Origin of the sequence: Sphingomonas immobilis, assembly GCF_030580995.1 — a bacterium.
GTDB lineage: Bacteria > Pseudomonadota > Alphaproteobacteria > Sphingomonadales > Sphingomonadaceae > Sphingomonas > Sphingomonas immobilis.
The window spans coordinates 83,726-107,462 of the sequence record NZ_JAUQSZ010000005.1; the positions used below are offsets into that span (position 1 = coordinate 83,726).

Genomic DNA, 23,737 nt, shown 5'->3' on the forward strand with positions numbered 1-23,737 from the left:
TCACTTGGCTCCTGCACGGACATAGCGGTGGGGGACGAAGGGCATCGCGGTGACGGTCGCCTGATGGACCTTGCCGCGCTGCGAAAGCTGGATCGTGGTGCCGGGTGCTGCCAGCGCGGCGGGGACGTAGGCCATCGCGATCGGCGCGCCGACGGTGGGGGCGAAGCCGCCCGAGGTGACCTTGCCGACTTCGGAGCCGTCGGAGTCGAGGACGGCGGCGCCTTCGCGGACCGGCTGCTTGCCCTCGACCAGCAAGCCGACGCGCTTCACCGCCGGGCCCTGCTCGCGCTCCAGCAGGATGCGCGCGGCGCCCATGAAGTTCGCTTCCTCGCGGCGGCGCTTCGACAGCGCGAAGCCGAGATCGGCCATCACCGGCGTCGTCTCCTCGTCGAGATCGTGGCCGTAGAGCGGCAGCCCCGCCTCCAGCCGCAGCGAGTCGCGCGCGCCGAGACCGATCGGCTTGACCTCGGCCTGCGCGCACAGCGCCTCCGCCAGCGCCTCGACATGCTCCGCGCCGACCGAAATCTCGAAACCATCCTCGCCGGTATAGCCCGAGCGGCTGATCCACAGCGGCTTGCCGTCCCACTCGAACCCGCCGCAGGTCATGAAGACGAGGCCCGTCACCCCCGGCACCAGCCGCGCCAGCGCGTCGACCGCCTTCGGCCCCTGCAGCGCCAGCAAAGCCTGCTCCTCCAGGTGATTGATCATCACATGATCGGCGAGATGTTCGAGGAAGTACGAAATGTCGTCGATCTTGGTCGCGCCGTTGACGACCATGTAGAGGCCGTCGGTGTCGAACGGGTTCTCCGCCGGCAGCCGCGTGACCATCAGATCGTCGAGGATGCCGCCGTTTTCCGTCAGCAGCAGCGAGTAGCGCTGGCGGTTCGCGCCCAGCCCGGCGATGTCGCCCGGCAGCAGCGCCTCCAGCGCGCCGTTCAGATCGCCGCCGTCATCCGTGCGGAAGAGCAGCTGGCCCATGTGGCTGACGTCGAACAGCCCGGCGGACTGCCGCGTCCACAGATGCTCGGCCATGATGCCTTCATACTGGATCGGCATGTGATAGCCGGCGAACTCGACCATGCGCGCGCCGCGGGCACGATGCCACGCATCGAGCGGCAGCGTGCCGGTCGCGATCTCTTCGCCGGTCTCGTCGATTAGGTCCGCATCGCTCATACCGGTCTCCGTCAAAGGTCCACGGCGCGCCGCAACGCCGTCTCGCGCCACGATCCGCCGCCCCCTCTGTCACGGAACCTGAGAGCTTTCGCACGTCCGGCGAGGCCGGACGGCTTACCCCTTCGGTGGGCCGCGCGAAATGCTCCGCGAGGCCGCTTTCCAGAGTGTCGATCGGCCGGCACGGTCCGTTTTGCCTGAGAGATTCCGGGGCGGTTGCTCCTTCGGCGGCGGGTTGCCCCGCACTCTCCCGTGCCTGCCCATGCCGGTTGCCCGCCATCGACCCTTGCGGGTGTGACGCGGCGCAGCATCGGAGTCAATTGTACGTTGAAGAATCCGAATATTAGCGGCGGTCGATCAGCATTTGCGCCCATTGCCGCCAGCCGGGAAACAGCGGCTCCATCGCCGCCAGCGCGGGGAGCGCACCCGGATCCTGATCGTGCCGGCCGCCGACGAGCAGATCGAATACGCGCCGCGCGCTCCAGTCGGGCAGCGGACGGTCGATCAGCGTGAGCGAGTCGCCAGCCTCCCCCTCGCCTTCTTCGAGTACGCGGTAGTACCAGCCACTGAGCCCCTCGCGTACGATCGTCCTGGGCACCTTCGCCGATTGCAGCCGCTCGCCCTGCTTCCAGCACGGTTGCCGCGCCTGGCTGACCTCGATCAGTGCGGTTCCCAGCCGGAAGCGATCGCCGATGCAGACATCGCTCTCGGTGAGGCCGGTGGTCGAGATGTTCTCGCCGAACGCTCCGGCGGCATCGAGCAAGGGCTGATCGGGCAGCGCCTGCCGCCAGCGCGCATAATGATCGCGCGGATAATGATGGAGCGCCTTGTCGCGCCCGCCGTGATGGATGGGATCGGCCTGCTCGTCGCCGGCGATGCCGAGCGTGCCGATGCGCACCCGGCCCGCCAGCACCGTCTTGGCGATGGCGCTGCCCTCGCCACGCGCGAACGGCCGCACCTTGCCCGCGAGCAGGGCAAGGACGGCCACCTCGGTCACCGGCCCGACTTCATCGCGTGGCGTTGTACTTGAGCTGCTCGTCGGTGAGCTGGAAGCCGAGGATCGCCTCGAAGGTCGCGCGCAGCACAGCCTGGCGGATTTCGGGGCGGGTCAGCGGATCGCTGGCGGCGTCGAGCTCGCCGGCCTTGCGCTTCTCCATGATCTTCTTGCGGATATCGGGCGCGATGGTCGCCGCCGCGCGCGAGATCGTGGTGTTGGCGGTGCCGCTGGCGCTGGCGCGGACCTGGCCCGCGTCGAAATGCACGGTGACCTGGCCGATGCGCTTGGCAACGACGGCGTTGCCACCCTGCAGCGCCGCGATGAAGAACGGCAGCGTCACGTCACGCGCGCCCTCCGCGCGGGCACGGCGGGCGCGCACGTCGAAGGTGACGGCGGTGTTGATGTCGTCGCCCGTATTGGCGCAGGTCGAGCGCACGTTGGTGAGCGACGCCTCGACGTCGATCGCCTTCGCGTCGCGGCTGGCGGGCGGATCGAACAAGGTGATATCGCCCGTGGCGGCGGCGACGGCGACGGCGGGGCATGCGGAACGGATCGCGGTGATGCCCCCGCTCTCGTCGAATTCGCCGACGGTGGAGCAGCCGCCCGCGAGCAGCAACATCATGGCGGGAACGGCGATTTTCGAAGGCTTCACGAACATTACGGACCTATCACGCAAGGAAGGGCCGCAGCTTTGTATCGCCCGGCCCCGTTGGGCGCGCACCATAGGAACCGGCTTTCGCGCACGCAAGCAATCGCGTAAAGCCACGGGGCGATGACATCCCCTGCATCAAATCTCGACAATGAGTCGGTAGCAGAGGGCATGACCAAGCCCCGAATCGAGTTGCTGATCGCCGCGCCGCGCGGTTTCTGCGCCGGCGTCGATCGCGCCATCCAGATCGTCGAACTGGCGATCGAGAAGCACGGCGCGCCCGTCTATGTCCGCCACGAGATCGTCCACAACAAGCATGTCGTCGATGCGCTGAAGGCCAAGGGTGCGGTGTTCGTCGAGGAATTGTCCGAGGTGCCGGACGGCGTGCCGGTGGTGTTTTCCGCGCACGGCGTGCCCAAGGCGGTGCCGGTCGAGGCGGGTGCGCGCGGGCTCGCCTATCTCGATGCGACGTGCCCGCTCGTCTCCAAGGTCCACCGCCAGGCGGAACGGCTGGTGGCATCCGGGCGGCATATCGTCTTCATCGGCCATGCCGGCCATCCCGAGGTGATCGGCACGCTGGGCCAGGTGCCGGCGGGATCGATGACCCTGGTGGAGACCTGCGCCGACGTCGCAGCTTTGGCCCCCGCCGATCCCGACAATCTCGCCTTCCTGACGCAGACCACCTTGTCGGTGGACGACACGGCGGAGATCGTCGCGGCGTTGCAGGCGCGCTTCCCGAGCATCCAGGGGCCGCGCGGCGAGGATATCTGCTATGCTACGTCAAACCGGCAGGAGGCCGTCAAGGCAATCGCCGCGAAGTGCGACGCGATGCTGGTGATCGGCGCGTGCAATTCCTCCAACTCGGTGCGGCTGGTCGAGGTCGCGGAGCGCTGCGGCACCCCTGCCCGGCTGATCCCGTGCGCGGCGGAGTTCGATTTCACCTTCCTCGACGGTGTGCGCACGCTCGGCATCTCGGCCGGGGCGTCGGCGCCGGAAGTGCTGGTGCGCGATCTCGTCGCCAAGATCGCCGAACGCTTCGACGTGACCGAGCGCGAGGTCGAAACCAGGCGCGAGACGATCTCGTTCAAGCTGCCGAGGGCGCTGGAAGCGGTGGCCTAGGCTTTCCAACAAAAATCCGTTCGTCCTGAGCTTGTCGAAGGGCGTGTTCCGGGGCACGTGCTTCGACTTCGCTCAGCACGAACGGGGAATTTGGCAAGCGTGGCGGTCTATACTCAAGTCTCGGCGGAAGCGCTCTCAGCCTTCCTCGCGCGCTACGATTGCGGCGATCTCGTCTCCGCCAAGGGCATTGCCGAGGGCGTGGAGAACACCAACTACCTTGTAGACACCACGCAGGACCGCTTCATCCTGACGCTCTATGAAAAGCGCGTCGCGGCGGAGGATTTGCCGTTCTTCATGGGCCTGCTCGATCACCTCGCGGCGAAGGGCCTCGCCGTGCCGCCCGCGATCAAGGACCGGCAGGGCGTCGAGATCCAGGAGCTGGAGGGGCGGCCGGCGTGCCTGATCAAGTTCCTGCCCGGCGTGTCGCTCTCCCACCCCACGCCTGCGCAGGCGCTGGCGGCGGGCCGCGCGATGGCCGAGATGCATGTCGCATTGGACGATTTTGCCCAGGTGCGAATCAACACGATGGGCATCGGCATCTGGGGAGAATCCCTGTCGCGTTGCGGCCGACCCAATATGGACTCAATACATCCCGGCTTATTCGATCGCGTGGCGAGTGCGCTTACGGAAGTAGAACGCGACTGGCCGGCCTACCTGCCGGTCAGCGCGATCCACGCCGATCTCTTCCCGGACAACGTGCTGATGCGCGGCGACGAAGTGTCGGGGCTGATCGACTTCTACTTCGCCTGCACCGACATCCGACTCTACGACCTCGCCGTGATGCACACCTCCTGGTGCTTCGATACCGAAGGCCGCAATTACGATCCGGCGATCGGTGCCGCGCTGCTCGAAGGCTATGGCACGGTGATCGACCTTGCCGGCGGCGATCGCAGCGCGCTGCACATCCTGTCGATGGGCGCGTGCGTCCGCTTCCTGCTCAGCCGCGCCTGGGATTGGCTCAACACGCCTGCCGATGCGCTGGTGACACGCAAGGATCCCCTCGCCTATCTGCGCCGGCTCGAATTCTATCAGCAGGCCGGGGCGACCACATTTCAATGACCGATACAGTCGAAATCTTCACCGACGGCGCGTGCAAGGGCAATCCCGGCCCCGGCGGCTGGGGCGTGGTGCTGCGCATGGGCGCGGCGGAAAAGGAGCTTTCCGGCGGCGAGACGCTCACCACCAACAACCGCATGGAGATGACCGCCGCCATCCGCGGGCTGCAGGCGCTCACCCGGCCCTGCACCGTCACGCTCTGCACCGACAGCCGCTACGTCATGGACGGGCTGACCAAGTGGATCCACGGCTGGCAGCGCAACGGCTGGAAGACGGCGGACAAGAAGCCGGTCAAGAATGCCGATCTCTGGCAGGAACTGCTCGCCGCCGCCAAGCCGCACAAGGTCGACTGGAAGTGGGTGAAGGGCCATGCCGGCCACCCCGAGAACGAACGCGCCGACCGGCTCGCCAGCGACGCGGCGGTTTCCGCGGGGCGGTGAAGATCTTCTTCGACGGCGGCTGCCGGCCCAACCCCGGGCGGATGGAGATCGCCGTCGTCGCAGGCGGTGTCGTTACGATCGACCGCGACATCGGCCAGGGCACCAGCATGGACGCCGAGTGGCTCGCCCTGCTGTGCGCGGCCGAACTGGCGCGCCAGTTCGGCGGCGAGATCGTCCTGCTCGGCGATTCGCGCGCTGTGATCGCGCAGGCGACGGGCCTCGCGAAATGCCGAGAGCCGCGTTTCCGCGACTATCTCGACCGCTACCATGCGCTCGGCGCGCCGCGCCTCCGCCACATCGCCCGCACGCAGAATCTCGCCGGGATCGCGCTCGCCCGCGCGCGCTGATCGATGCAATTTTCGAAACACAAAAGTTAGACTAAACCGACTTGTTACGGTCACGGCACGAGTGGATACTCGCTTCACACCCAAGCGAAAGGACGCCCCCCCCATGCCCTTCATCACCACCGTCGACGGAACCGAGATCTTCTACAAGGACTGGGGCCCCAAGGACGCGCAGCCGATCGTGTTTCACCACGGCTGGCCGCTCAGCGCCGACGATTGGGACGCACAGATGATGTTCTTCCTTGGCGAAGGCTACCGCGTGATCGCGCATGACCGGCGCGGACACGGGCGTTCGACGCAGACCGACACCGGCAACGAGATGGACACCTACGCCGCCGACGTCGCCGGGCTGACCGACGCGCTCGACCTGAAGGACGCCGTCCATATCGGCCATTCGACCGGCGGCGGCGAAGTCGCCCGCTACGTCGCGCGCGCCAAGCCCGGCCGCGTCGCCAAGGCGGTGCTGGTCAGCGCCGTGCCGCCGATCATGCTCAAGACCGATGCCAATCCCGGCGGCCTGCCGATCGAGGTGTTCGACGGCATCCGCGCCGGCGTCGCCGCCAACCGCGCGCAGCTCTATGTCGATTTCCCGACCGGCCCCTTCTACGGCTTCAACCGCGAGGGCGCGACCGTCTATCAGGGTGTGATCGACAATTGGTATCGCCAGGGCATGATGGGCGGAATCAAGGCGCATTACGACTGCGTGAAGGCGTTTTCCGAAACCGATTTCACCGAGGATCTTAAGGCGATCGCGGTGCCGGTGCTGGTGCTGCACGGCGACGACGACCAGGTCGTGCCCTATCAGGATGCCGGCGTGCTTTCCGCAAAGCTCGTCCAGAACGGCACGCTGAAGATCTACCCGGGCTACCCGCACGGCATGCTCACCACGCATGCCGACGTGATCAACCCCGATCTGCTGGCGTTCGTGAAGGGCTAATCCGCCGGATTGAAGCCGTGATAGCTCCAGCGGCCGCCGCCGGCATCGGCCGCGACGCCGCTGGAGCCGAGCACCTCGAGCGACCGTGTGCGGTTGGAGACGATCCGCCACACGGTCGGCTCGACGACCTCCCACTCCTCGCTCAGCGCGGTACGCAGCGTCTCCGCGCTGGGCTTGTAGATGGCATAGCCCTCGCTCTCGATCGCGGCGACGTCGATGCCCAGCACCGCGCACAGCCGGCCCTTCGCGGCGACCTCATCGATCGTGCTTTGCCGCACCGAGGCGATGAGCGCCTGATTCTCCTCCGACACCGCGACATTGTCGCGCGCGAACAGTTCGTTGTCCCCGGTCCACACCTCGGGCGGGCACGGCTTGTTGGCGGGCGAGATCAGCGCGCGCGGGTTCACCTCGGCCGGAAAGATGCGGCATACGCGCGGCCGCTCCTCATATCCGCCGCACAGCATGTTGGGCAGCAGGAACGGGCACGCCCCGTCGAACGCCGCGACCAGCAGCGCGCTCACCCGGATCGGCACGCCGGCGGTGCGCGCGAGGAAGGTGCGCTCGCGCTTGTACTGCGCCACCGCATCGTCGGGCGCGGGCTCGCGCACCCAAGGCGCGGCCGAGACCAGCACCTGCACCTCGCCGCCCCGCGCCATCCACGACAGCGCCTCCTCGATCCCCACCGGCAAGCGCAGATCGTGGCAGCATTTGCCGCAGCCGTTGCAGGTGAAATGGACGTCGGGATGCGTCGCCATGCCGCGTTTCATGACTCCGTCGCCGGGCACGTTCAAGCGGGATTCGAACGCGCGTCGTGACTCCCGCCGATGCCCTCGCTATCAGCCCCCGACATGAGCCAGATCACACCCGAGATCGTCGCCCAGCACGGGCTTTCCGAGGAAGAATATGCCCGCGTCCTGCACGCGATGGGGCGCGAGCCGAACCTGACCGAACTCGGCATCTTCTCGGTCATGTGGTCCGAACATTGTTCCTACAAATCCAGCCGTATCCATTTGAAAAAACTGCCGACCGAGGGCCCGCAGGTGATCTGCGGACCGGGCGAGAACGCGGGCGTGGTCGATATCGGCGACGGCCAGGCGGCGATCTTCAAGATGGAGTCGCACAACCACCCGAGCTATATCGAGCCCTATCAGGGCGCGGCGACCGGCGTCGGCGGCATCTTGCGCGACGTCTTCACGATGGGCGCGCGGCCGATCGCCAACATGAACGCGCTGCGCTTCGGCCGGCCCGATCACCCCAAGATGCGCCACCTGATCGCAGGCGTCGTCCACGGCATCGGCGGCTACGGCAATTGCGTCGGCGTGCCGACCGTCGGCGGCGAGGTGAATTTCCACAAGGCGTATGACGGTAACATCCTCGTCAACGCGATGACGGTCGGCATCGCCGATACCGACAAGATCTTCTATTCGGCCGCCTCGGGCATCGGCAATCCGATCGTCTATGTCGGCAGCAAGACCGGGCGCGACGGCATCCACGGCGCGACGATGGCCTCGGCCGATTTCGGCGAGGATTCGGAGGAGAAGCGCCCGACCGTGCAGGTCGGCGACCCCTTCACCGAGAAGCTGCTGATCGAGGCGTGCCTGGAACTGATGGCGAGCGACGCGATCGTCGCCATTCAGGACATGGGCGCGGCCGGCCTCACCTCCTCCTCGGTCGAGATGGCGTCGAAGGGCGGCGTTGGCATCGAGCTCGACATGAACGCCGTGCCGCAGCGCGAGACCGGCATGACGCCGTACGAGATGATGCTGAGCGAGAGCCAGGAGCGGATGCTCATGGTGCTCAAGCCCGGCCGCGAGGATTTCGCGGAAAGCATCTTCCGCAAATGGGAGCTGGATTTCGCGGTCATCGGCCACGTTACCGATACCGGCCGCATGGTGCTGAAATTCAACGGTGAAACCGTCGCCGACATCCCCCTCGCCCCGCTCGCCGACGAGGCCCCCCTCTACGACCGGCCTTCGGTCAGCCGCGAGGACTACAAGACCTGGGCGAACGTCGCGCCGATCGACGACAATCCCTGCACCAGCGACATCACCGGCGATCTGCTCAAGCTGATGGGCTCGCCCGACATCGCCTCGCGCCGCTGGATCTGGGAGCAGTACGACACGCAGGTCGGCGGCGACACCGTGCAACGCCCCGGCGGCGACGCCGCGGTGGTGCGCGTCCACGGCACGCAGAAGGGCATTGCGATCACCACCGATTGCACGCCGCGCTATTGCTATGCCGATCCGTACGAGGGTGGAAAACAGGCGATCGCAGAGGCTTATCGCAATCTCTCCGCAGTCGGTGCGAAGCCGCTCGCCGTCACCAACTGCCTCAACTTCGCCAATCCGCAGCGCCCCGAGATCATGGCGCAGCTCACCGGCTGCCTCGACGGCATGGGCGATGCCTGCCGCGCGCTCGACTTCCCGATCGTGAGCGGCAACGTCAGCCTCTATAACGAGAGCAAGGCGACCGGCGGCGGCTCGGCGATCCTGCCCACGCCCGCCATCGGCGCGATCGGGCTGCTCGCCGACTGGTCGAAGTCCGCGACCATCGCCTTCAAGGGCACCGGCGACGTCATCCTGCTGATCGGATCGCGCACCGGCCATCTCGGCCAGTCGCTGTGGCTGCGCGAACTTCACGGCCGCGAGGACGGCCCGCCGCCGCCGGTCGATCTCGATGCCGAGCGCGCGGCGGGCGAATTCGTCCGCGAGGCGATCCGCGCGGGCGCGCTGACCGCGGTGCATGACGTGTCCGACGGCGGCGTCGCGGTCGCCATTGCCGAGATGGCGCTGGCGGGCGGCTACGGCGCGATGCTCAACGCGCCGCTGCCCTGCGGCACGGCCTGCGCTTTGTTCGGCGAGGATCAGGGGCTCTACGTCGCGACCGTCGCCGATCACCTGCTGATGGAGACGCTCAAACGCGGCTATGCGGCGGGCGTCGAGGTCGAGCGGATCGGCCGCACCATCGCCGACCGCATCATCTTCGAACTGCCCGACGACGACCATGTCGTCACGCTCGCCGATCTGCGCACGGCGCATGAAGGGTTCTTCCCCGCGCTGATGGGCGATACTATCGCCTGATCGCCCCGGATTGGTACGATGTCTCCGCGCCAGGCCGTGGACGGCCGCGCGGCACGGCCATATCCTGACGCCATGACGCGATATACCGCATCGGGCGTGCTGCGCGCGCTGATCCTCGCGACGATGGTGGCGGGCACGCTCGATATCCTCGCGGCGTTCCTGTTCGCGGGCACCGCCCCCGCCAACGTGCTGCGCGCGGTCGCGAGCGGCGTGATCGGCACGGCGGGCGCGAACTCGCATATCGGCGCGGCGGTCGGCCTTCTCCTGCATTTCACGCTGATGGCGGTGTTCGCGAACCTCTATCTGATCGCGGTGATGCGCGCGCCCGCGCTCAATCATACGCCGGTGCTGAGCGGTATCGCCTTCGGCCTGCTGGTGTGGATCCTGATGTATCATTTCGTCCTGCCGATCCGCTGGCCGGGCCTCTATCCGATCAATACGCAGCGCGAGGTCGCGCGGCAGTTGCTCGCGCACGTCGCATTCGTCGGCATCCCCATCGCCCTCATCGTGCGTAGCGCGTCGAACTGGGGCAGAAAAATCGTTGCGAACGATCCGCAATAGTATTGCGACGGTGTCGCAATAGCGCTATCTCTCTGGACAGGAGAGGTGATTCGCATGGTCGTCTGTATCTGCAATGCCATTCGGGAAAGCGACGTGCGCAGCGCGGCGCGCAATGGTTGCGCGACGCCTTGCCAGGTCCATCAGGCGATGGGCCGCCCTCCGAAATGCGGCAAATGCGCCGCGTTCACCCGCACGATCATCGACGCGGAACGCTCGGCCGCCTGACGCGGCAACACATTTCGGCCCATTCCACCGTTGCGGTCGCCGCAACGGACTCCTAAAGCACGTCCATCGAACGTGACACATTTCCGGGAGTGCAGCTGATGCGCGGCGACGCCAAGGTCATCGAATTTCTCAACGAGGCGCTCAAGAACGAGCTGACCGCGATCAATCAATATTGGCTGCATTACCGCCTGTTCGATCACTGGGGCGTGAAGCGCCTCGCCGAGTTCGAGCGCCACGAATCGATCGATGAGATGAAGCATGCCGACAAGCTGTCGGAGCGCATCCTTTTCCTCGACGGCCTGCCCAATTTCCAGCTGCTCGGCCGCCTGCGCATCGGCGAGTCGGTCGAAGAAGTCCTCAAGGCCGATCTCGAGCTCGAGATGGAGGCGCTGCCGTTGCTGCGCGATGCCATCGCGCATTGCGAGACCGTCCGCGACTTCATCACGCGCGACCTGTTCAAGCAGATCCTCGACAGCGAGGAAGAGCATGTCGACACACTCGAGCGCCAGTTCGAGATGATCAGCCGCATGGGCATCGAGAATTACGTCCAGCTGCAGAGCAAGCCCGCCGACGACGAGGCGTAAGCCTCTCCCGATCCTCCCCCGCCAAGGGGAGGTGGCAGGCACAGCCTGACGGAGGCGGCGACCGGCGGTGTCCGCTCGGCTGTTCCGTCTGCCTCCCCCTCCGTCGCTACGCGACACCTCCCCCTGGCGGGGGAGGAAAAGGGTTCAGCGCGCCGCCTGCTCGTTCCAGGTGTCGAGCACGTCGACCATCTGCGGGGTCACCCAACCGAACGTATAGTTCAGCATGAACACGCCCCACAGCGCCGTGCCGACGATCAGCACCCGCATCGCGGTGCGGCCGGGGCGGAAGTTCGCCGGTGCGCTCTCGGCCTGCCCCGGCACCAGCGGCACCCCCGCCTCGCCGGAAGTACGCACGCCGAACGGCAGCACGAGGAACACCGACAGCGAGCAGAACAGGAACCAGATCGCGAGGGCTGAGGTCCAGGCCATGAGTTTTTCCAAAATCCGTTCGGGCTGAGCGTGTCGAAGCCCTGCCCTGCTTTGCCCGCCGGGTAGAAGAAGTGCAGCCCCTCGACAAGCTCAGGGCGAACGGTGCCGAGGGTGTTAAGCCTCGATCACCAGCACGTCGACGATCGGCTTCTTGCCGGTCCAGCGTGTCGCCACGCGGCGTGCGGCAAGGCGGATATTCTCGCGCAGCTTCTCGCGGTCCTTGGGCGGTTGCTTGGCGGCGTCGATCACCGCGTCGACGGTTTCCTCGATGAAGGGAACGCGGTCCTCCTCGACGGGGATGCCGTTGAGGCGGATCTGCGGCGTGCCGACGAGGCCGCGCGCGCCGATCGCGACCGCGACCGACATCTGGCCGTTGACCGAGAGTTTGCGGCGTTCGTTGATCGTCCCGCCGTCACCCGGCAGAATGACGTCGCCGTCGAGCACGAGGCGGCCGGTCGGCGCGTGGCCGATCTTTTCCGGCCCGTTCGGCGCCAGCCGCACGAGATCGCCATTGCCCTGCACGATCGCGCGCGGCACGCCTTCGGAAAGGCCGAAGCGCGCCTGCTCCATCATGTGCCGCATTTCGCCGTGGACGGGCATCAGGATCTCGGGGCGGATCCACGTGTACATCTGCGCGAGTTCAGGCCGCCCCGGATGGCCGGAGACATGGACGTGCGCCTGACGATCGGTGATCATCTCGATCCCGTTCTTGGCGAGCTGGTTCTGGATACGGCCGATCGCGACCTCGTTGCCGGGAATCTGCTTGGAGGAGAACACCACGGTATCGCCCGCGTCGAGCTTGATCGGGTGCGATCCGAACGCCACGCGCGCCAGCGCCGCGCGCTCCTCGCCCTGCCCGCCGGTGGCGACGATCATCACCTTGTCGCGCGGCAGGCGCATCGCCGCCTCGGGCTCGATGGTCTGCGGGAAATCCTTGAGATAGCCGACCGCCTTCGCGACCTTCAGGATGCGGTCGAGCGAACGGCCTGCGACGCAGAGCTGACGTCCGCTCTCCTTCGCCACCTGACCCAGTGTATGCAGCCGTGCTGCGTTCGAGGCAAAGGTGGTGACCAGCACGCGGCCCTTCGCCTTGCCGATCACCTCGGACAGGCCGGCATGGACGTCGCCTTCCGATCCCGAAGGCTCGTTGTTGAACACGTTTGTGGAATCGCACACGAGCGCCAGCACGCCGGCATCGCCGATCTCGCTAAGCTGGCCCGGATTCTCGGGCAGGCCGACCAGCGGCTTCGAATCGAGCTTCCAGTCGCCGGTGTGAAACACACGGCCATAGGGCGTATCGATCAGCAGCGCGTTCATCTCGGGAATGGAGTGCGACAGCGGCACGAATTCGACGCCGAACGGCCCGAGCTGCAGGATCTTGAGCGGATCGACGACGTTCAGCTCGATGCGCTTGACGTTGCCCTCCTCCTCGAATTTCCCGCGGATCAGGCCGGCGGTGAAGGCGGTGGCGTAAAGCGGCACGCCGAGATCCTCGGCGAGGTACGGCAGCGCGCCGATATGGTCCTCATGCCCGTGCGTCAGCACGATGCCGACGAGATCGTCGGCGCGTTCCTCGATGAATTGCAGATCGGGCAGGATCAGGTCGATGCCGGGATATTGTGGATCGGCGAAGGTGATGCCGCAATCGACCATCAGCCACTTGCCCTGGCAGCCATAGAGATTGACGTTCATGCCGATCTCGCCCGAGCCGCCAAGCGCGAGGAAGAGGAGTTCGTTCTTTGGTTTAGTCACTTAGTTTCTTGTTCTTTCTTGGGTACGGAAAAGCTGTCAGCCGATCGATCGGCGGTTCGACACTCTCTCCGGGAAATTCCGGGCGGCGCGGGTTCGCGCTGACGGCAGGGCAAAAGCCCGGCCCGCCGTTATTCCGCTATATGGGCGCGTTCCCACAGCATCGCCAGCCCCTGAATGGTGAGATCGGGCTCGATCGCGTCGAAAACCTGGGTCTGCTTCTCGAAAAGCGTGGCGAGGCCGCCGGTCGCGATCACCTTCGACGGCCGCCCGATCTCCGCTTTCATGCGCGCGACCAGCCCCTCGATCATCGCGATATAGCCCCAATAGATGCCGATATGCATCTGGCTGACGGTGTCGCGGCCGATCACGCTGTTGGTGGCGGGTGCCTCGATGGCGATGCGCGGCAGCTTCGCGGCCGCGGTGACGAGCGCGTCGAGCGACAGGTTGATACCCGGTGCGATGATGCCGCCCTTGTACGCGCCGGTGAAGTCGGCGACGTCGAAGGTGGTCGCGGTGCCGAAATCGATGACGATCTTGTCGCCCGGGTGCAGCGCATGCGCGGCGATGATGTTGACCGCGCGGTCCGCGCCGACCGCGTGCGGTTCCTCGACGTCGAGGCGGATGCCCCATTCCGCCGCGCCCTGGCCCGCGATCAGCGGCTCGAACTTGAAATACTTCCGCGACAATGTCTGCAGATTGTGGAGCGCGCGCGGCACCACCGTCGCGATGATGACGCCGCTCACGTCGCTGCGCTGGAAATCCTCGAGCGCGAGCAGCTGGCTGAGCCACACGGCATATTCGTCGGCCGTGCGGCGCGCGTCGGTCGCGATCCGCCAGCGCGCCTTGATGGTTCCGCCTTCGACCAGCGCGAAGACGACATTGGTATTCCCGGCATCGATCGCGAGCAGCATTGGGGCCTCCCCTTTTTCGTTCGTGCTGAGCGCCGTCGAAGCAACCCGCGAACGAAAGTCAGATCAAAAACACATCGCCCGCGTGAATGACACGCCGCCCGCCATCCGCCAAGCGCAGGACGAGCGCACCGCCCGCGTCGAGCCCGTCGAACAGCCCGTCCACCGCCGATCCGTCGGGCAGCCGCGCGGTTAGCGGCGTGCCGGACGGATGCGCCCGTTCCAGCCAGCGCGCGCGGACGGGGCCGAGCCCCTGCCCCCGCCAGAGGCCGAGCCAGCGCGCGAAGCCTTCCGCCAGCGTCTCGATGAACTCCGCCGGAGCGGGCGCAGGGCCATGCGCGGCGAGACTCGTGACGGGCCGGTCGAGCCGTTCCGGGTGATGCGCGAGGTTGACGCCCATCCCGATCACCACCGCATCGCCCGTCCGCTCCAGCAGGATGCCGGAGAGCTTCGCGCCACCGAGGAGGAGATCGTTGGGCCATTTAATGACGACCGTCGCCCCGGCGGAGGCCGGGGCCGCTGCGTTGCCTGGCGAACCGATCGCCCCAGACCCGACGGCCCCGGCCTCCGCCGGGGCGACGTATGTGCCGACCGCCTCCTGCAACGCCACCGCCGCCACCAGCGCCAGCGTCGCCGCCTCGGGATCGTTCGGTCGCAGCCGCACCAGCGTGCTCGCGTAGAGATTGCCCGCGGGTGATTCCCACACCCGCCCCTGCCGCCCGCGCCCGCCCGTCTGGCGCTCGGCGCGCAGCCAGAGCCCCTCGGCGGCCCCTACCTGCGCGAGGCCCAGCATATCGGCGTTGGTAGACCCCGTCTCGGCGACGGTGCGGATCGTGTAGCTCAGAACAGCGCCTTCGCCGCCGCCATCGTCGCGATGCCGAGCGGGGCGAGCAGCACCCAGCCGACCGGCGAGACGAACACCGCCGCCGCCGCGATCAGCCCGCCCTCAACCACGTCGCCCGATTTCGGGAAACCCTCGCCGACCGGCTCGTCGAAATACATCACCTTGATGACGCGCAGATAATAATAGGCGCCGATCACCGAGGCGACGAAGCCCGCCACCGCCAGCGGGTACAGCCCCGCCTTCACCGCCGCGTCGAACACCGCCAGCTTGGCGTTGAAGCCGAGCAGCGGCGGAATGCCCGCGAGGCTGAACATGAAGATCGCCAGCGCCAGCGCGAGGCCCGGCCGGGTACGCGACATGCCCGACAGGCTCGCGATCGTCTCGACCGGCTGGCCGTCCTCACCGCGCATCTGCAGGACGACGAGAAAGCTGCCGAGCGTCATCACGACATAGACCGTCAGGTAGAACAGCACCGCCGCGATGCCCGCCTGCGTGCCCGCCGCAAGGCCGACCAGCACGAAGCCGACGTTGTTGATCGACGAATAGGCCAGCAGCCGCTTGATATTGCTCTGCCCGATGGCGGCCACCGCGCCGAAGATGATCGACGCGAGGCTCGCGAAGATCACGATCTGCCGCCACTGGTCGGTCGCCGGGCCCATCGCCTCGACCGCGACGCGCACCGCCATGCCCATCGCCGCGACCTTCGGCGCCGAGGCGAAGAACGCCGTCACCGGCGTCGGCGCGCCTTCGTACACGTCGGGCGTCCACATATGGAACGGCACCGCGCTGATCTTGAAGGCGAGGCCCGCGAACACGAACACCAGCCCGAAGGTCAGCCCGAGCGAATGCGGGCCCGCATAAGCGGTCGCGATCGACGAGAAGAGCGTCGTGCCCGAGAAGCCGTAGACCAGGCTGATGCCGTAAAGCAGGATGCCGCTCGCCAGAGCGCCAAGCACGAAATACTTGAGGCCCGCCTCGGCCGAACGCGCATCGCGGCGCATGAAGCTCGCCAGCACATAGGCGGCGAGGCTCTGCAGTTCAAGGCCGACGTACAGCACCAGCAGGTCGCCCGCCGACACCATCATCCCCATGCCGCACGCCGAGAGGAGCAGCAGCACCGGATATTCCGGCCGCAGGTCGTCGCCGGTCGTCTGGCGGAAGAAGCGCGGCGCCATCAGGATCGCGATCGCCGTCGCGGCGTAGATCAGCACCTTGGCGAACGCGCCGAAGGCATCGGCGCGGATCATGCCGTCGAACGCCGCACCGCCCGACGAAGCCGGACCGGCCAGCGCGATCCCCGCGCCGAGCAGAACCGCGACCGCGACCCAGGAGATCATCTTCGTCGCGCCCTGCCCGCCCCATGCGGCGACGAGCATCAGGACGATCGCGCCGATCGTCAGGATTTCCTCAGGCAGGACCATCATCAGCGAGGCGTGGTTCATTTGTGCGCCTCCGCATGCGCTGCGGGGACAATGCCGGTCCCGGCCTTGGGCAGCGAGTCTCCAGCCGGCTTCGCGCGCGCGACCCGCGCCACCAGCGTGCCGACATCGCTGCGCATCGGCGCAAGGAAGCTCTCGGGATAGACGCCCATCCACAACACCACCGCCGCGATCGGCGCGAGCAGCGCGATCTCGCGCAACGAAAGGTCAGGCATCGCGCGCACGTCGTCCTTGGTCAGATCGCCGAACACCACGCGGCGGTAGAGATAGAGCATGTAGGCCGCGCCGAGGATGATGCCGGTCGTACACAGCAGGGTGATCGTGGTCGAAACCTGATAGGTGCCGCCGAGCGACAGAAACTCGCCGACGAAGCCGCTCGTCCCCGGCAGGCCGATCGAGGCCATGGTGAAGAACAGGAACAGCAGCGCGTAGCGCGGCATGTTGATCGCCAGCCCGCCGTAGCGGTCGATCTCGCGCGTGTGCAGCCGGTCGTAGATCACACCGACGCACAGGAACAGCGCGCCCGAGACGAGGCCGTGGCTCAGCATCACGATCATCGCGCCCTCGATGCCGAGGCGGTTGAAGGCGAACAGCCCGATCGTCACGATCGCCATATGCGCGACCGAGGAGTAAGCGATCAGCTTCTTCATGTCGCTCTGCACCAGCGCGACGAGGCTCGCGTAGATCACCGCCACCGCCGACAGGCCAAGGATCAGCCACGTGAACTGCGCCGAGGCTTCCGGGAACATCGGCACGAGGAAGCGCAGGAAGCCGTATCCGCCGAGCTTCAGCAACACGCCCGCCAGGATCACCGAACCGGCGGTCGGTGCCTGCACGTGCGCGTCGGGCAGCCAGGTATGAACCGGCCACATCGGCATCTTCACCGCGAAGCTCGCGAAGAAGGCCAGCCACAGCCATGTCTGCGCATGCACCGGGAAATCGGTCTGCAGCAACGTCGGGATGTCGGTGGTGCCCGCATACTGGATCATCCACAGCATCGCGACGAGCATCAGCAGCGAGCCGAGCAAAGTGTAGAGGAAGAATTTGTAGCTCGCGTAGATGCGGTTCGCGCCGCCCCAGATGCCGATGATGAGGTACATCGGAATCAGGCCGGCCTCGAAGAAGATGTAGAACAGCAGCAGATCCTGCGCCGCGAAGGTGCCGATCATCAGCACCTCGGTGACGAGGAAGGCGGCCATATATTCCTGCACGCGCTTCTCGATCGCGACCCAGCTCGCGCCGATGCAGATCGGCATCAGGAACACCGAGAGCATGATGAGCATCAGCGCGAAGCCGTCGATGCCGAGCTTCCACGAGAACACGCCGATCGAGCCGGCATTCTCGACGAACTGCCACTGCGGCCCGCCGATGTCGAAGCTCGCCCACAGCGCCACGCCCAGCACGAAATCGGCCAGCGTCGCCACCAGCGCCAGCCAGCGCGCGCCCGAGGGGCTGAGGAACAGGCAGCCGATCGCCGCGAGCGCGGGGATCGCGAGCATGACGGAAAGGATCGGGAAGCTCATCGTGTGATCGCCCAGGTCATCGCCGCGGTGAGGCCGATCAGCATCACGAACGCATAGGTGTAGAGGTATCCGGTCTGCAGCTTGCCGGCCGCGCGGCTGCCGAGCGAGACCAGCCATGCCGAGCCGTTGGGCCCGAAGCGGTCGATCGTCTGCTCGTCGCCACGGTGCCAGAACAGGCGGCCGAGCGCGAAGGCGGGCTTGACGAAGATCTTGTCGTACAGCTCGTCGAAATACCATTTGTGGAGCAGGAAGTCGTAGATGACGCTGAACTGCTCCGCGACCGCCGCCGGCAGCGCCGGATTGCGGATATAGGCGTACCAGGCGCTGAACAGCCCGAGCAGCATCGCGATCGACGCCGACAGCTTAACCCACACCGGCACCTCGTGCATCGCGTGCATCAGATGCTCGCGGAACGCGATCGCACCGTGCCAGTAGGTCTCGCCCGAGGTCGGCTCGATGAAATAGCTGTGGAACGCCCAGCCCGCGAACACCGCGCCCACTGACAGCACGATCAGCGGGATGAGGATCGGCAGCGGGCTCTCGTGCGGGTGATAGCCCGCCGTGCCGTCGCCGTGAGCGTCGTGACCGTGCGCGTGATCGTCATGGGCGTGCGCGGCATGGCCGTGATCGTCCGCGTGATCGCCGTGCCCGTGCGCGTCATGTACCGCATGCTGGATATGCTCGGACTGTTCCCAGCGGGGGCGTCCCCAGAAGGTCAGGAACATCAGCCGCCACGAATAGAAGCTCGTCAGCAGCGCGACGATCACGCCGACCAGCCAGGTGCCGGTCTGCCCGCTGGCGAAGGCGACCTCGATGATCGCGTCCTTCGAATGGAAGCCCGCGAAGCCCACCTGCGGCAGGCCGAGGATACCGGGAATGCCGACGCCGGTGATCGCGAGCGTGCCCGCCATCATCGCCCAGAAGGTGACGGGGATGCTTTTGCGCAGGCCGCCGTAATAGCGCATGTCCTGCTCATGGTGCATCGCGTGGATCACCGAGCCCGCGCCGAGGAACAGCAACGCCTTGAAGAAGGCGTGCGTGAACAGGTGGAACATCGCCGCGCCGTACGCGCCGCAACCCGCCGCGAAGAACATGTAGCCGAGCTGCGAACAGGTCGAATAGGCGATCACGCGCTTGATGTCGGTCTGCACGAGGCCGCAGGTCGCGGCGAAGAAGCAGGTCGCGGCACCCACGGTCATCACCACCGAGAGAGCGAAGGGCGATGCCTCGAACATCGGCGACAGGCGGCACACCATGAACACGCCCGCCGTCACCATCGTCGCGGCGTGGATCAACGCCGACACCGGGGTCGGGCCCTCCATCGCGTCCGGCAACCAGGTGTGCAGGCCAAGCTGCGCCGACTTGCCGCACGCGCCGACGAACAGCAGCAGGCACAGCACCGTCATCGTGTCGAAGCGATAACCGAGGAAGCCGATCGTCGAACCCGCCATGCCGGGCGCGGCATGCAGGATCTCGGGGATCGAGACGGTGTTGAACACCAGATAGGTGCCGAAGATGCCGAGCATGAAGCCCAGGTCACCCACACGATTCACGACGAAAGCCTTGATCGCAGCGGCGTTGGCGGTCGGCTTTTTGAACCAGAAACCGATCAGCAGGTACGACGCCAGACCGACGCCCTCCCAGCCGAAGAACATCTGGACGAGGTTGTCCGCCGTCACCAGCATCAGCATCGCGAAGGTGAACAGCGACAGGTAGGCAAAGAAGCGCGGCTGGTCCGGGTCGTCGCTCATATAGCCCCAGCTATAGAGGTGAACGAGCGCCGACACCGAGGTGACGACGACCAGCATCACCGCCGTCAGCGAATCCTGCCGCAGCGCCCAGTCGACGCTCATCGTGCCCGACTGGATGAATTTCAGCACCGTGACGACCGGCAGCGTATCGCCGCCCGACAGGTAATGGATGAACACCGGCCAGCTCAGCGCGCAGGCGAGGAACAGCGCGCCGGTCGTCACCGCCTTGGGGAAGGCGGCACCGAACGACTTGTTGCTGAACCCGGCGACGATCGCGGCGACGAGCGGCAGGAAAACGATGAAGGTGATCGAATGCACGTCCGGTCTACCCCTTCATCCGGTTGACGTCGTCGACCGCGATCGTGCCGCGGCCACGGAAATAGATGACGAGGATGGCAAGCCCGATCGCCGCCTCGCCCGCTGCGACGGTCAGCACGAACATCGCGAACACCTGGCCGACGAGATCGTGCAGATACGCCGAGAAGGCGACGAAGTTGAGGTTCACCGCGAGCAGGATCAGCTCGACCGACATCAGCATGACGATCAGGTTCTTGCGATTGGCGATGAGCCCGAGCACGCCGAGCGCGAACAGGATCGCCGCGACGACGAGATAATGCGTGAGGCCGATCACGGGTGAAACCTTTCCCCGTTCGGGCTGAGCTTGTCGAAGCCCTGCCCTTCTTTCAACGGTCGCAATGAAGGACAGCCCTTCGACAGGCTCAGGGCGAACGGCTGTTGGGCGTAGGCCGCGATCACAATTCGATCCCTCCCCCGACAACAGGCTGCGTGTTGCGCGTCGCGTCCTGCGGGCGGCGCGCGATCTGGCGGGCGATGTTCTGCGGCCGCGTGCCGCCGCGCTCGCGGTGCGTCAGCACGATCGCGCCGATCATCGCGACCAGCAGCACGAGCCCGGCCGCCTCGAACACGAACAGATAGCGCGTGTAAAGCAGGTCGCCGATCGCCTGGATGTTGGGCACTTTGTCGGGCGTCGGCGCGGTGCGGCGCGCAAGCTCGATCGCGCCGGCGCTATAGCCCCACAGCGCCATGACGGCTTCCGACACCAGCGCCACCGCGAAGGCCAGCCCGATCGCGGCATAGCGCACGAAGCCCGCGCGCAGCTCGGCGAAATCGACGTTGAGCATCATCACGACGAACAGGAACAGCACCGCGACCGCGCCGACGTAGACGATGACGAGCAGCATCGCGATGAACTCCGCCCCCACCAGCACCATCAGCCCGGCGGCGTTGAAGAAGGCGAGGATCAGCCACAGCACGGCATGCACCGGGTTGCGCGACGTGATCGTCAGCGCCGCCGACACGATCACGATCGCGGCGAAGAGATAGAAGGCGATGGCCTGAATCAACGGATCGCCCCTTCGCAACCAACCGTCACCCCAGCGAAAGCTGGGGTCTTCCGGTAACGGAGCGCACCCTCGCGGCGCGAGATCCCAGCTTTCGCTGGGATGACGGTCTGTGTGTGAATCATCGCGGCCCCTGCGTTCATCGCGCGCTTACCGGTACGGTGCATCGGCGGCAAGGTTCGCGGCGATCGCGCTCTCCCAGCGGTCGCCGTTCGCAAGCAGCTTGGCCTTGTCGTAGATCAGCTCCTCGCGCGTTTCGGTGGCGAATTCGAAGTTCGGCCCCTCGACCACGGCGTCGACCGGGCAGGCCTCCTGGCACAGCCCGCAATAGATGCACTTGGTCATGTCGATGTCGTAGCGCGTCGTGCGGCGGCTGCCGTCGTCGCGCGGCTCGGCCTCGATCGTGATCGCCTGCGCCGGACACACCGCCTCGCACAGCTTGCACGCGATGCACCGCTCCTCGCCGTTGGGGTAGCGCCGCAGCACATGCTCGCCACGGAAACGGGGGCTGATCGGGTTCTTCTCGAACGGATAATTGATCGTCGCCTTGGCCTTGAAGAAATACTTCAGGGTCAGCGCGTGCGCCTTGAGGAATTCCCACAGGGTGTAGGATTTGATGAACTGAGCGATGCTCATGAGAGAATTCCCTGGGTGGGCGAAAGGCTTGTGGGCTTGAGGCTCGCGGGCTTGAGGCGGCACTGCGCCGTCCCGCTGCTTTCGATGGTGCGGATGCGGCTGTCGCGCGCCTGCGTGGTGAGCGTCCAGCGCAGCGTCGCCTTCTGGTCCGAGATCGGGCTGAGCACGACGTCGAGATCGGTGCCCGGAACACGGCGCGAACTGGCGCGCAGATGCACGCCGTCATCGGCGCGCCGCACGACGGGGATGCTCATCCCCTCGAAATCGGGCGCGCCCGCAACGTTGAGCGTGCGCCCCGTCGTCCGCACCGTCAGCGCGAACTCCGGCCGCGCCGCCGTCTTGACGACGGTGCAGCGCAATTCCTGCGGCGCATCGAGCATCGCGAACGAGAGCAAGGCGAGCGCGATCATGCCGGCACCTTTGCAGGTTTGATCGCCGGCGTTGCACACATATATCCCGGCGGTTGCCAAAGAGACGGCTTACCGAGGCTAAGCCATCCCGCTCGCGATCCGTCAGCCGTGACGATATCGCTGAAAGAGATATAAGCCGTCTGCACTCTTCCTGTCGGCTCGGTCCAGCGGAAGGCCACGGAACCGCCGATGCTGCCAAAATCAGATTTGAAGGTCGCAGCTTCGATGGGTGCCTTACCGGGCCACGCCACAGTCCAAACGCCATCGGAAGACCCGCCGGCCAAGTGCGTGATGACCAGATCCTTCCGCAGCGGTTCATGCGGCTCAGCAGACTCAGTTTTAAGTTGTTCGCATGTGAAGACTTCCGGCGCCTCAGCACCGGAAACCGCCTGCATCGCGAGAAAAGCGAGCGCGATCATGCCGGCAGCCCCACGCGCGTCACCATCAGCCAGCCCGAGATCACGAACACGAAGATCAGCGACAGCGGCAGGAACACCTTCCACCCCAGCCGCATCAGCTGGTCGTAGCGATAGCGCGGCACCGTCGCCTTCACCCACGAGAACACGAAGAAGAAGAACAGGATCTTCGCGAACAGCCACAGGATGCCCGGCACGACATAAAGCGGCGCCCAGTCGAACGGCGGCAGATACCCGCCCCAGAACAGCGTCGCGTTCAGCGCGCACATCAGGATGACGTTGGCATATTCGCCCAGCCAGTAGAGCGCGAAGCTCATCGACGAATATTCGGTCTGGTAGCCGGCGACGAGCTCGCTCTCCGCCTCGGTCAGATCGAACGGCGCGCGCTGCGTCTCGGCAAGCGACGATATGAAGAACACCACCGCCATCGGGAACAGCAGCGGGTTGCTCCAATGCCCGTTGACGAAGCCGTAATAGCCCTTCTGGTTCTCGACGATGTCACCGAGGTTGAAGCTGCCCGCGTACATCACGACCGAGATCAGCACGAAGCCGATCGCGACCTCGTAGCTCACCATCTGCGCCGCCGCGCGGATCGCCGAGTAGAAGGGATATTTCGAGTTGGACGACCAGCCCGCGAGGATGATGCCGTACACGCCAAGCGACGACGCCGCGAGCACGTAGAGCAGCCCGACGTTGATGTTGGCGAGCGGCGCCTGATACGCGAACGGCACCACCGCCCACACGATCAGCGCGACCGTGAAGGTGATGATCGGCGCGATCAGGAACAAGGTCTTGTTCGCCGCGGTCGGGATGATCGTTTCCTGCAGGAACACCTTCAGCCCGTCCGCGAACGATTGCAGCAGGCCGAACGGACCGACCACGTTCGGCCCCCGGCGCAGCGCCATCGCCGCCCAGATCTTGCGATCGGCATAGATGAGCATCGCGACGGCCAGCATCAGCGGCAGCGCGATCAGGAGGATGTCCATGATCGTCGCGACGAACCACGCCCATTCGAACGGCATGCCGAGGCGATAGGTGAAGAAGGAGGTCATGCCTTTTCCGTCACCCCAGCGAAAGCTGGGGTCTCCCCGTTATGAAGCGCGCCC

Annotated in this window: 26 protein-coding genes and 2 riboswitches; of the genes, 9 read left to right on the top strand and 17 right to left on the bottom strand. The window is 66.3% G+C overall.

Annotated features, from left to right (window positions below):
• The 3 genes from gcvT to Q5H94_RS08800 all read right to left on the bottom strand — a co-directional run bounded on the left by gcvT (position 1) and on the right by Q5H94_RS08800 (position 2,825).
• Entirely contained in the window at positions 1–1,173 is a 1,173-nt protein-coding gene (gene gcvT, locus Q5H94_RS08790; RefSeq protein WP_304560886.1) for a glycine cleavage system aminomethyltransferase GcvT, read from the bottom strand.
• A gap of 56 nt (positions 1,174–1,229) precedes the next feature.
• Positions 1,230–1,344: riboswitch (glycine riboswitch) on the bottom strand.
• Positions 1,345–1,433, bottom strand: a riboswitch (glycine riboswitch).
• Positions 1,434–1,513: 80 nt separating this feature from the next.
• A complete protein-coding gene (locus Q5H94_RS08795; RefSeq protein WP_431312151.1) occupies positions 1,514–2,158 on the bottom strand; it encodes an MOSC domain-containing protein in 645 nt (214 codons plus the stop codon).
• Positions 2,159–2,177: 19 nt separating this feature from the next.
• Positions 2,178–2,825: a hypothetical protein gene (locus tag Q5H94_RS08800; RefSeq protein ID WP_304560888.1), complete on the bottom strand. Its 648-nt coding sequence runs from the start codon at positions 2,823–2,825 to the stop codon at positions 2,178–2,180.
• Between the two features lie 162 nt (positions 2,826–2,987).
• On the opposite strand from Q5H94_RS08800, the gene ispH reads away from it, so the two are divergent.
• From ispH to Q5H94_RS08825, 5 genes are all read left to right on the top strand, one after another.
• A complete protein-coding gene (ispH, locus tag Q5H94_RS08805; protein WP_304560889.1) occupies positions 2,988–3,935 on the top strand; it encodes a 4-hydroxy-3-methylbut-2-enyl diphosphate reductase in 948 nt (315 codons plus the stop codon).
• Positions 3,936–4,034: 99 nt separating this feature from the next.
• A complete protein-coding gene (gene thrB / locus Q5H94_RS08810; RefSeq protein ID WP_304560890.1) occupies positions 4,035–4,994 on the top strand; it encodes a homoserine kinase in 960 nt (319 codons plus the stop codon).
• Positions 4,991–5,431: a ribonuclease HI gene (gene rnhA / locus Q5H94_RS08815; protein WP_304560891.1), complete on the top strand. Its 441-nt coding sequence runs from the start codon at positions 4,991–4,993 to the stop codon at positions 5,429–5,431. Before thrB ends, rnhA begins: the two co-directional genes overlap by 4 nt.
• The gene (locus Q5H94_RS08820) at positions 5,428–5,778 is read left to right on the top strand and encodes a ribonuclease H family protein (RefSeq protein ID WP_304560892.1); all 351 of its coding nucleotides are present in this window, start codon (positions 5,428–5,430) and stop codon (positions 5,776–5,778) included. The genes rnhA and Q5H94_RS08820 overlap by 4 nt, the downstream gene beginning before the upstream one ends.
• A gap of 103 nt (positions 5,779–5,881) precedes the next feature.
• Entirely contained in the window at positions 5,882–6,712 is an 831-nt protein-coding gene (locus Q5H94_RS08825; protein ID WP_304560893.1) for an alpha/beta fold hydrolase, read from the top strand.
• Here the strand turns inward: Q5H94_RS08825 and Q5H94_RS08830 are convergent.
• Positions 6,709–7,467, bottom strand: coding sequence for a YkgJ family cysteine cluster protein (locus Q5H94_RS08830; protein WP_304560894.1), 759 nt, complete (start codon positions 7,465–7,467; stop codon positions 6,709–6,711). The genes Q5H94_RS08825 and Q5H94_RS08830 overlap by 4 nt on opposite strands.
• A 93-nt stretch (positions 7,468–7,560) precedes the next feature.
• Between Q5H94_RS08830 and purL the strand changes: the two genes are divergently transcribed.
• The 4 genes from purL to bfr all read left to right on the top strand — a co-directional run bounded on the left by purL (position 7,561) and on the right by bfr (position 11,162).
• Positions 7,561–9,792 (top strand): phosphoribosylformylglycinamidine synthase subunit PurL, encoded by a 2,232-nt coding sequence (gene purL / locus Q5H94_RS08835; RefSeq protein WP_304560895.1) that lies wholly within the window; start codon positions 7,561–7,563, stop codon positions 9,790–9,792.
• 72 nt (positions 9,793–9,864) lie between these two features.
• The gene (locus Q5H94_RS08840; RefSeq protein WP_304560896.1) at positions 9,865–10,353 is read left to right on the top strand and encodes a hypothetical protein; all 489 of its coding nucleotides are present in this window, start codon (positions 9,865–9,867) and stop codon (positions 10,351–10,353) included.
• Positions 10,354–10,407: 54 nt separating this feature from the next.
• A complete protein-coding gene (locus Q5H94_RS08845) occupies positions 10,408–10,578 on the top strand; it encodes a (2Fe-2S)-binding protein (RefSeq protein ID WP_304560897.1) in 171 nt (56 codons plus the stop codon).
• 98 nt (positions 10,579–10,676) lie between these two features.
• Complete coding sequence (gene bfr / locus Q5H94_RS08850; RefSeq protein WP_304560898.1) at positions 10,677–11,162, top strand: bacterioferritin; 486 nt, start codon at positions 10,677–10,679, stop codon at positions 11,160–11,162.
• Positions 11,163–11,306: 144 nt separating this feature from the next.
• Here the strand turns inward: bfr and Q5H94_RS08855 are convergent, their stop codons facing one another.
• The 13 genes from Q5H94_RS08855 to nuoH all read right to left on the bottom strand — a co-directional run bounded on the left by Q5H94_RS08855 (position 11,307) and on the right by nuoH (position 23,683).
• On the bottom strand, positions 11,307–11,591 hold the full coding sequence (locus Q5H94_RS08855; protein WP_304560899.1) for a DUF1467 family protein: 285 nt from the start codon (positions 11,589–11,591) through the stop codon (positions 11,307–11,309).
• 114 nt (positions 11,592–11,705) lie between these two features.
• On the bottom strand, positions 11,706–13,343 hold the full coding sequence (locus Q5H94_RS08860) for a ribonuclease J (protein ID WP_304560900.1): 1,638 nt from the start codon (positions 13,341–13,343) through the stop codon (positions 11,706–11,708).
• A gap of 128 nt (positions 13,344–13,471) precedes the next feature.
• Entirely contained in the window at positions 13,472–14,254 is a 783-nt protein-coding gene (locus Q5H94_RS08865; RefSeq protein WP_304560901.1) for a type III pantothenate kinase, read from the bottom strand.
• Between the two features lie 58 nt (positions 14,255–14,312).
• Positions 14,313–15,044, bottom strand: coding sequence for a biotin--[acetyl-CoA-carboxylase] ligase (locus Q5H94_RS08870; RefSeq protein ID WP_304560902.1), 732 nt, complete (start codon positions 15,042–15,044; stop codon positions 14,313–14,315).
• 47 nt (positions 15,045–15,091) lie between these two features.
• The gene (nuoN, locus tag Q5H94_RS08875; protein WP_304560903.1) at positions 15,092–16,537 is read right to left on the bottom strand and encodes an NADH-quinone oxidoreductase subunit NuoN; all 1,446 of its coding nucleotides are present in this window, start codon (positions 16,535–16,537) and stop codon (positions 15,092–15,094) included.
• Positions 16,534–18,057, bottom strand: coding sequence for an NADH-quinone oxidoreductase subunit M (locus tag Q5H94_RS08880; protein WP_304560904.1), 1,524 nt, complete (start codon positions 18,055–18,057; stop codon positions 16,534–16,536). Before Q5H94_RS08880 ends, nuoN begins: the two co-directional genes overlap by 4 nt.
• Positions 18,054–20,126 (bottom strand): NADH-quinone oxidoreductase subunit L, encoded by a 2,073-nt coding sequence (gene nuoL, locus Q5H94_RS08885; protein WP_304560905.1) that lies wholly within the window; start codon positions 20,124–20,126, stop codon positions 18,054–18,056. Before nuoL ends, Q5H94_RS08880 begins: the two co-directional genes overlap by 4 nt.
• A 7-nt stretch (positions 20,127–20,133) precedes the next feature.
• A complete protein-coding gene (gene nuoK, locus Q5H94_RS08890) occupies positions 20,134–20,439 on the bottom strand; it encodes an NADH-quinone oxidoreductase subunit NuoK (RefSeq protein ID WP_304560906.1) in 306 nt (101 codons plus the stop codon).
• A 121-nt stretch (positions 20,440–20,560) separates the two neighbouring features.
• On the bottom strand, positions 20,561–21,172 hold the full coding sequence (locus tag Q5H94_RS08895) for an NADH-quinone oxidoreductase subunit J (RefSeq protein ID WP_304560907.1): 612 nt from the start codon (positions 21,170–21,172) through the stop codon (positions 20,561–20,563).
• 147 nt (positions 21,173–21,319) lie between these two features.
• Positions 21,320–21,805: an NADH-quinone oxidoreductase subunit NuoI gene (gene nuoI / locus Q5H94_RS08900; protein ID WP_304560908.1), complete on the bottom strand. Its 486-nt coding sequence runs from the start codon at positions 21,803–21,805 to the stop codon at positions 21,320–21,322.
• The gene (locus Q5H94_RS08905; RefSeq protein WP_304560909.1) at positions 21,802–22,215 is read right to left on the bottom strand and encodes a hypothetical protein; all 414 of its coding nucleotides are present in this window, start codon (positions 22,213–22,215) and stop codon (positions 21,802–21,804) included. Before Q5H94_RS08905 ends, nuoI begins: the two co-directional genes overlap by 4 nt.
• Positions 22,212–22,634: a hypothetical protein gene (locus Q5H94_RS08910; RefSeq protein WP_304560910.1), complete on the bottom strand. Its 423-nt coding sequence runs from the start codon at positions 22,632–22,634 to the stop codon at positions 22,212–22,214. The genes Q5H94_RS08905 and Q5H94_RS08910 overlap by 4 nt, the downstream gene beginning before the upstream one ends.
• A complete protein-coding gene (nuoH, locus tag Q5H94_RS08915; protein WP_304560911.1) occupies positions 22,631–23,683 on the bottom strand; it encodes an NADH-quinone oxidoreductase subunit NuoH in 1,053 nt (350 codons plus the stop codon). Before nuoH ends, Q5H94_RS08910 begins: the two co-directional genes overlap by 4 nt.
• Positions 23,684–23,737: the final 54 nt, after the last annotated feature.

What these genes read in the sequence shown, in the direction of transcription:
- gcvT (WP_304560886.1), bottom strand. Translation starts at nt 1,173, where the DNA reads ATGAGCGATGCGGACCTAATCGACGAGACCGGCGAAGAGATCGCGACC.
- Q5H94_RS08800 (WP_304560888.1), bottom strand. Translation starts at nt 2,825, where the DNA reads ATGTTCGTGAAGCCTTCGAAAATCGCCGTTCCCGCCATGATGTTGCTG.
- ispH (WP_304560889.1), top strand. Translation starts at nt 2,988, where the DNA reads ATGACCAAGCCCCGAATCGAGTTGCTGATCGCCGCGCCGCGCGGTTTC.
- rnhA (WP_304560891.1), top strand. Translation starts at nt 4,991, where the DNA reads ATGACCGATACAGTCGAAATCTTCACCGACGGCGCGTGCAAGGGCAAT.
- Q5H94_RS08825 (WP_304560893.1), top strand. Translation starts at nt 5,882, where the DNA reads ATGCCCTTCATCACCACCGTCGACGGAACCGAGATCTTCTACAAGGAC.
- Q5H94_RS08830 (WP_304560894.1), bottom strand. Translation starts at nt 7,467, where the DNA reads ATGGCGACGCATCCCGACGTCCATTTCACCTGCAACGGCTGCGGCAAA.
- purL (WP_304560895.1), top strand. Translation starts at nt 7,561, where the DNA reads ATGAGCCAGATCACACCCGAGATCGTCGCCCAGCACGGGCTTTCCGAG.
- Q5H94_RS08840 (WP_304560896.1), top strand. Translation starts at nt 9,865, where the DNA reads ATGACGCGATATACCGCATCGGGCGTGCTGCGCGCGCTGATCCTCGCG.
- Q5H94_RS08845 (WP_304560897.1), top strand. Translation starts at nt 10,408, where the DNA reads ATGGTCGTCTGTATCTGCAATGCCATTCGGGAAAGCGACGTGCGCAGC.
- bfr (WP_304560898.1), top strand. Translation starts at nt 10,677, where the DNA reads ATGCGCGGCGACGCCAAGGTCATCGAATTTCTCAACGAGGCGCTCAAG.
- Q5H94_RS08855 (WP_304560899.1), bottom strand. Translation starts at nt 11,591, where the DNA reads ATGGCCTGGACCTCAGCCCTCGCGATCTGGTTCCTGTTCTGCTCGCTG.
- Q5H94_RS08865 (WP_304560901.1), bottom strand. Translation starts at nt 14,254, where the DNA reads ATGCTGCTCGCGATCGATGCCGGGAATACCAATGTCGTCTTCGCGCTG.
- Q5H94_RS08870 (WP_304560902.1), bottom strand. Translation starts at nt 15,044, where the DNA reads ATGCTGGGCCTCGCGCAGGTAGGGGCCGCCGAGGGGCTCTGGCTGCGC.
- nuoN (WP_304560903.1), bottom strand. Translation starts at nt 16,537, where the DNA reads ATGAACCACGCCTCGCTGATGATGGTCCTGCCTGAGGAAATCCTGACG.
- Q5H94_RS08880 (WP_304560904.1), bottom strand. Translation starts at nt 18,057, where the DNA reads ATGAGCTTCCCGATCCTTTCCGTCATGCTCGCGATCCCCGCGCTCGCG.
- nuoI (WP_304560908.1), bottom strand. Translation starts at nt 21,805, where the DNA reads ATGAGCATCGCTCAGTTCATCAAATCCTACACCCTGTGGGAATTCCTC.
- Q5H94_RS08905 (WP_304560909.1), bottom strand. Translation starts at nt 22,215, where the DNA reads ATGATCGCGCTCGCCTTGCTCTCGTTCGCGATGCTCGATGCGCCGCAG.
- Q5H94_RS08910 (WP_304560910.1), bottom strand. Translation starts at nt 22,634, where the DNA reads ATGATCGCGCTCGCTTTTCTCGCGATGCAGGCGGTTTCCGGTGCTGAG.
- nuoH (WP_304560911.1), bottom strand. Translation starts at nt 23,683, where the DNA reads ATGACCTCCTTCTTCACCTATCGCCTCGGCATGCCGTTCGAATGGGCG.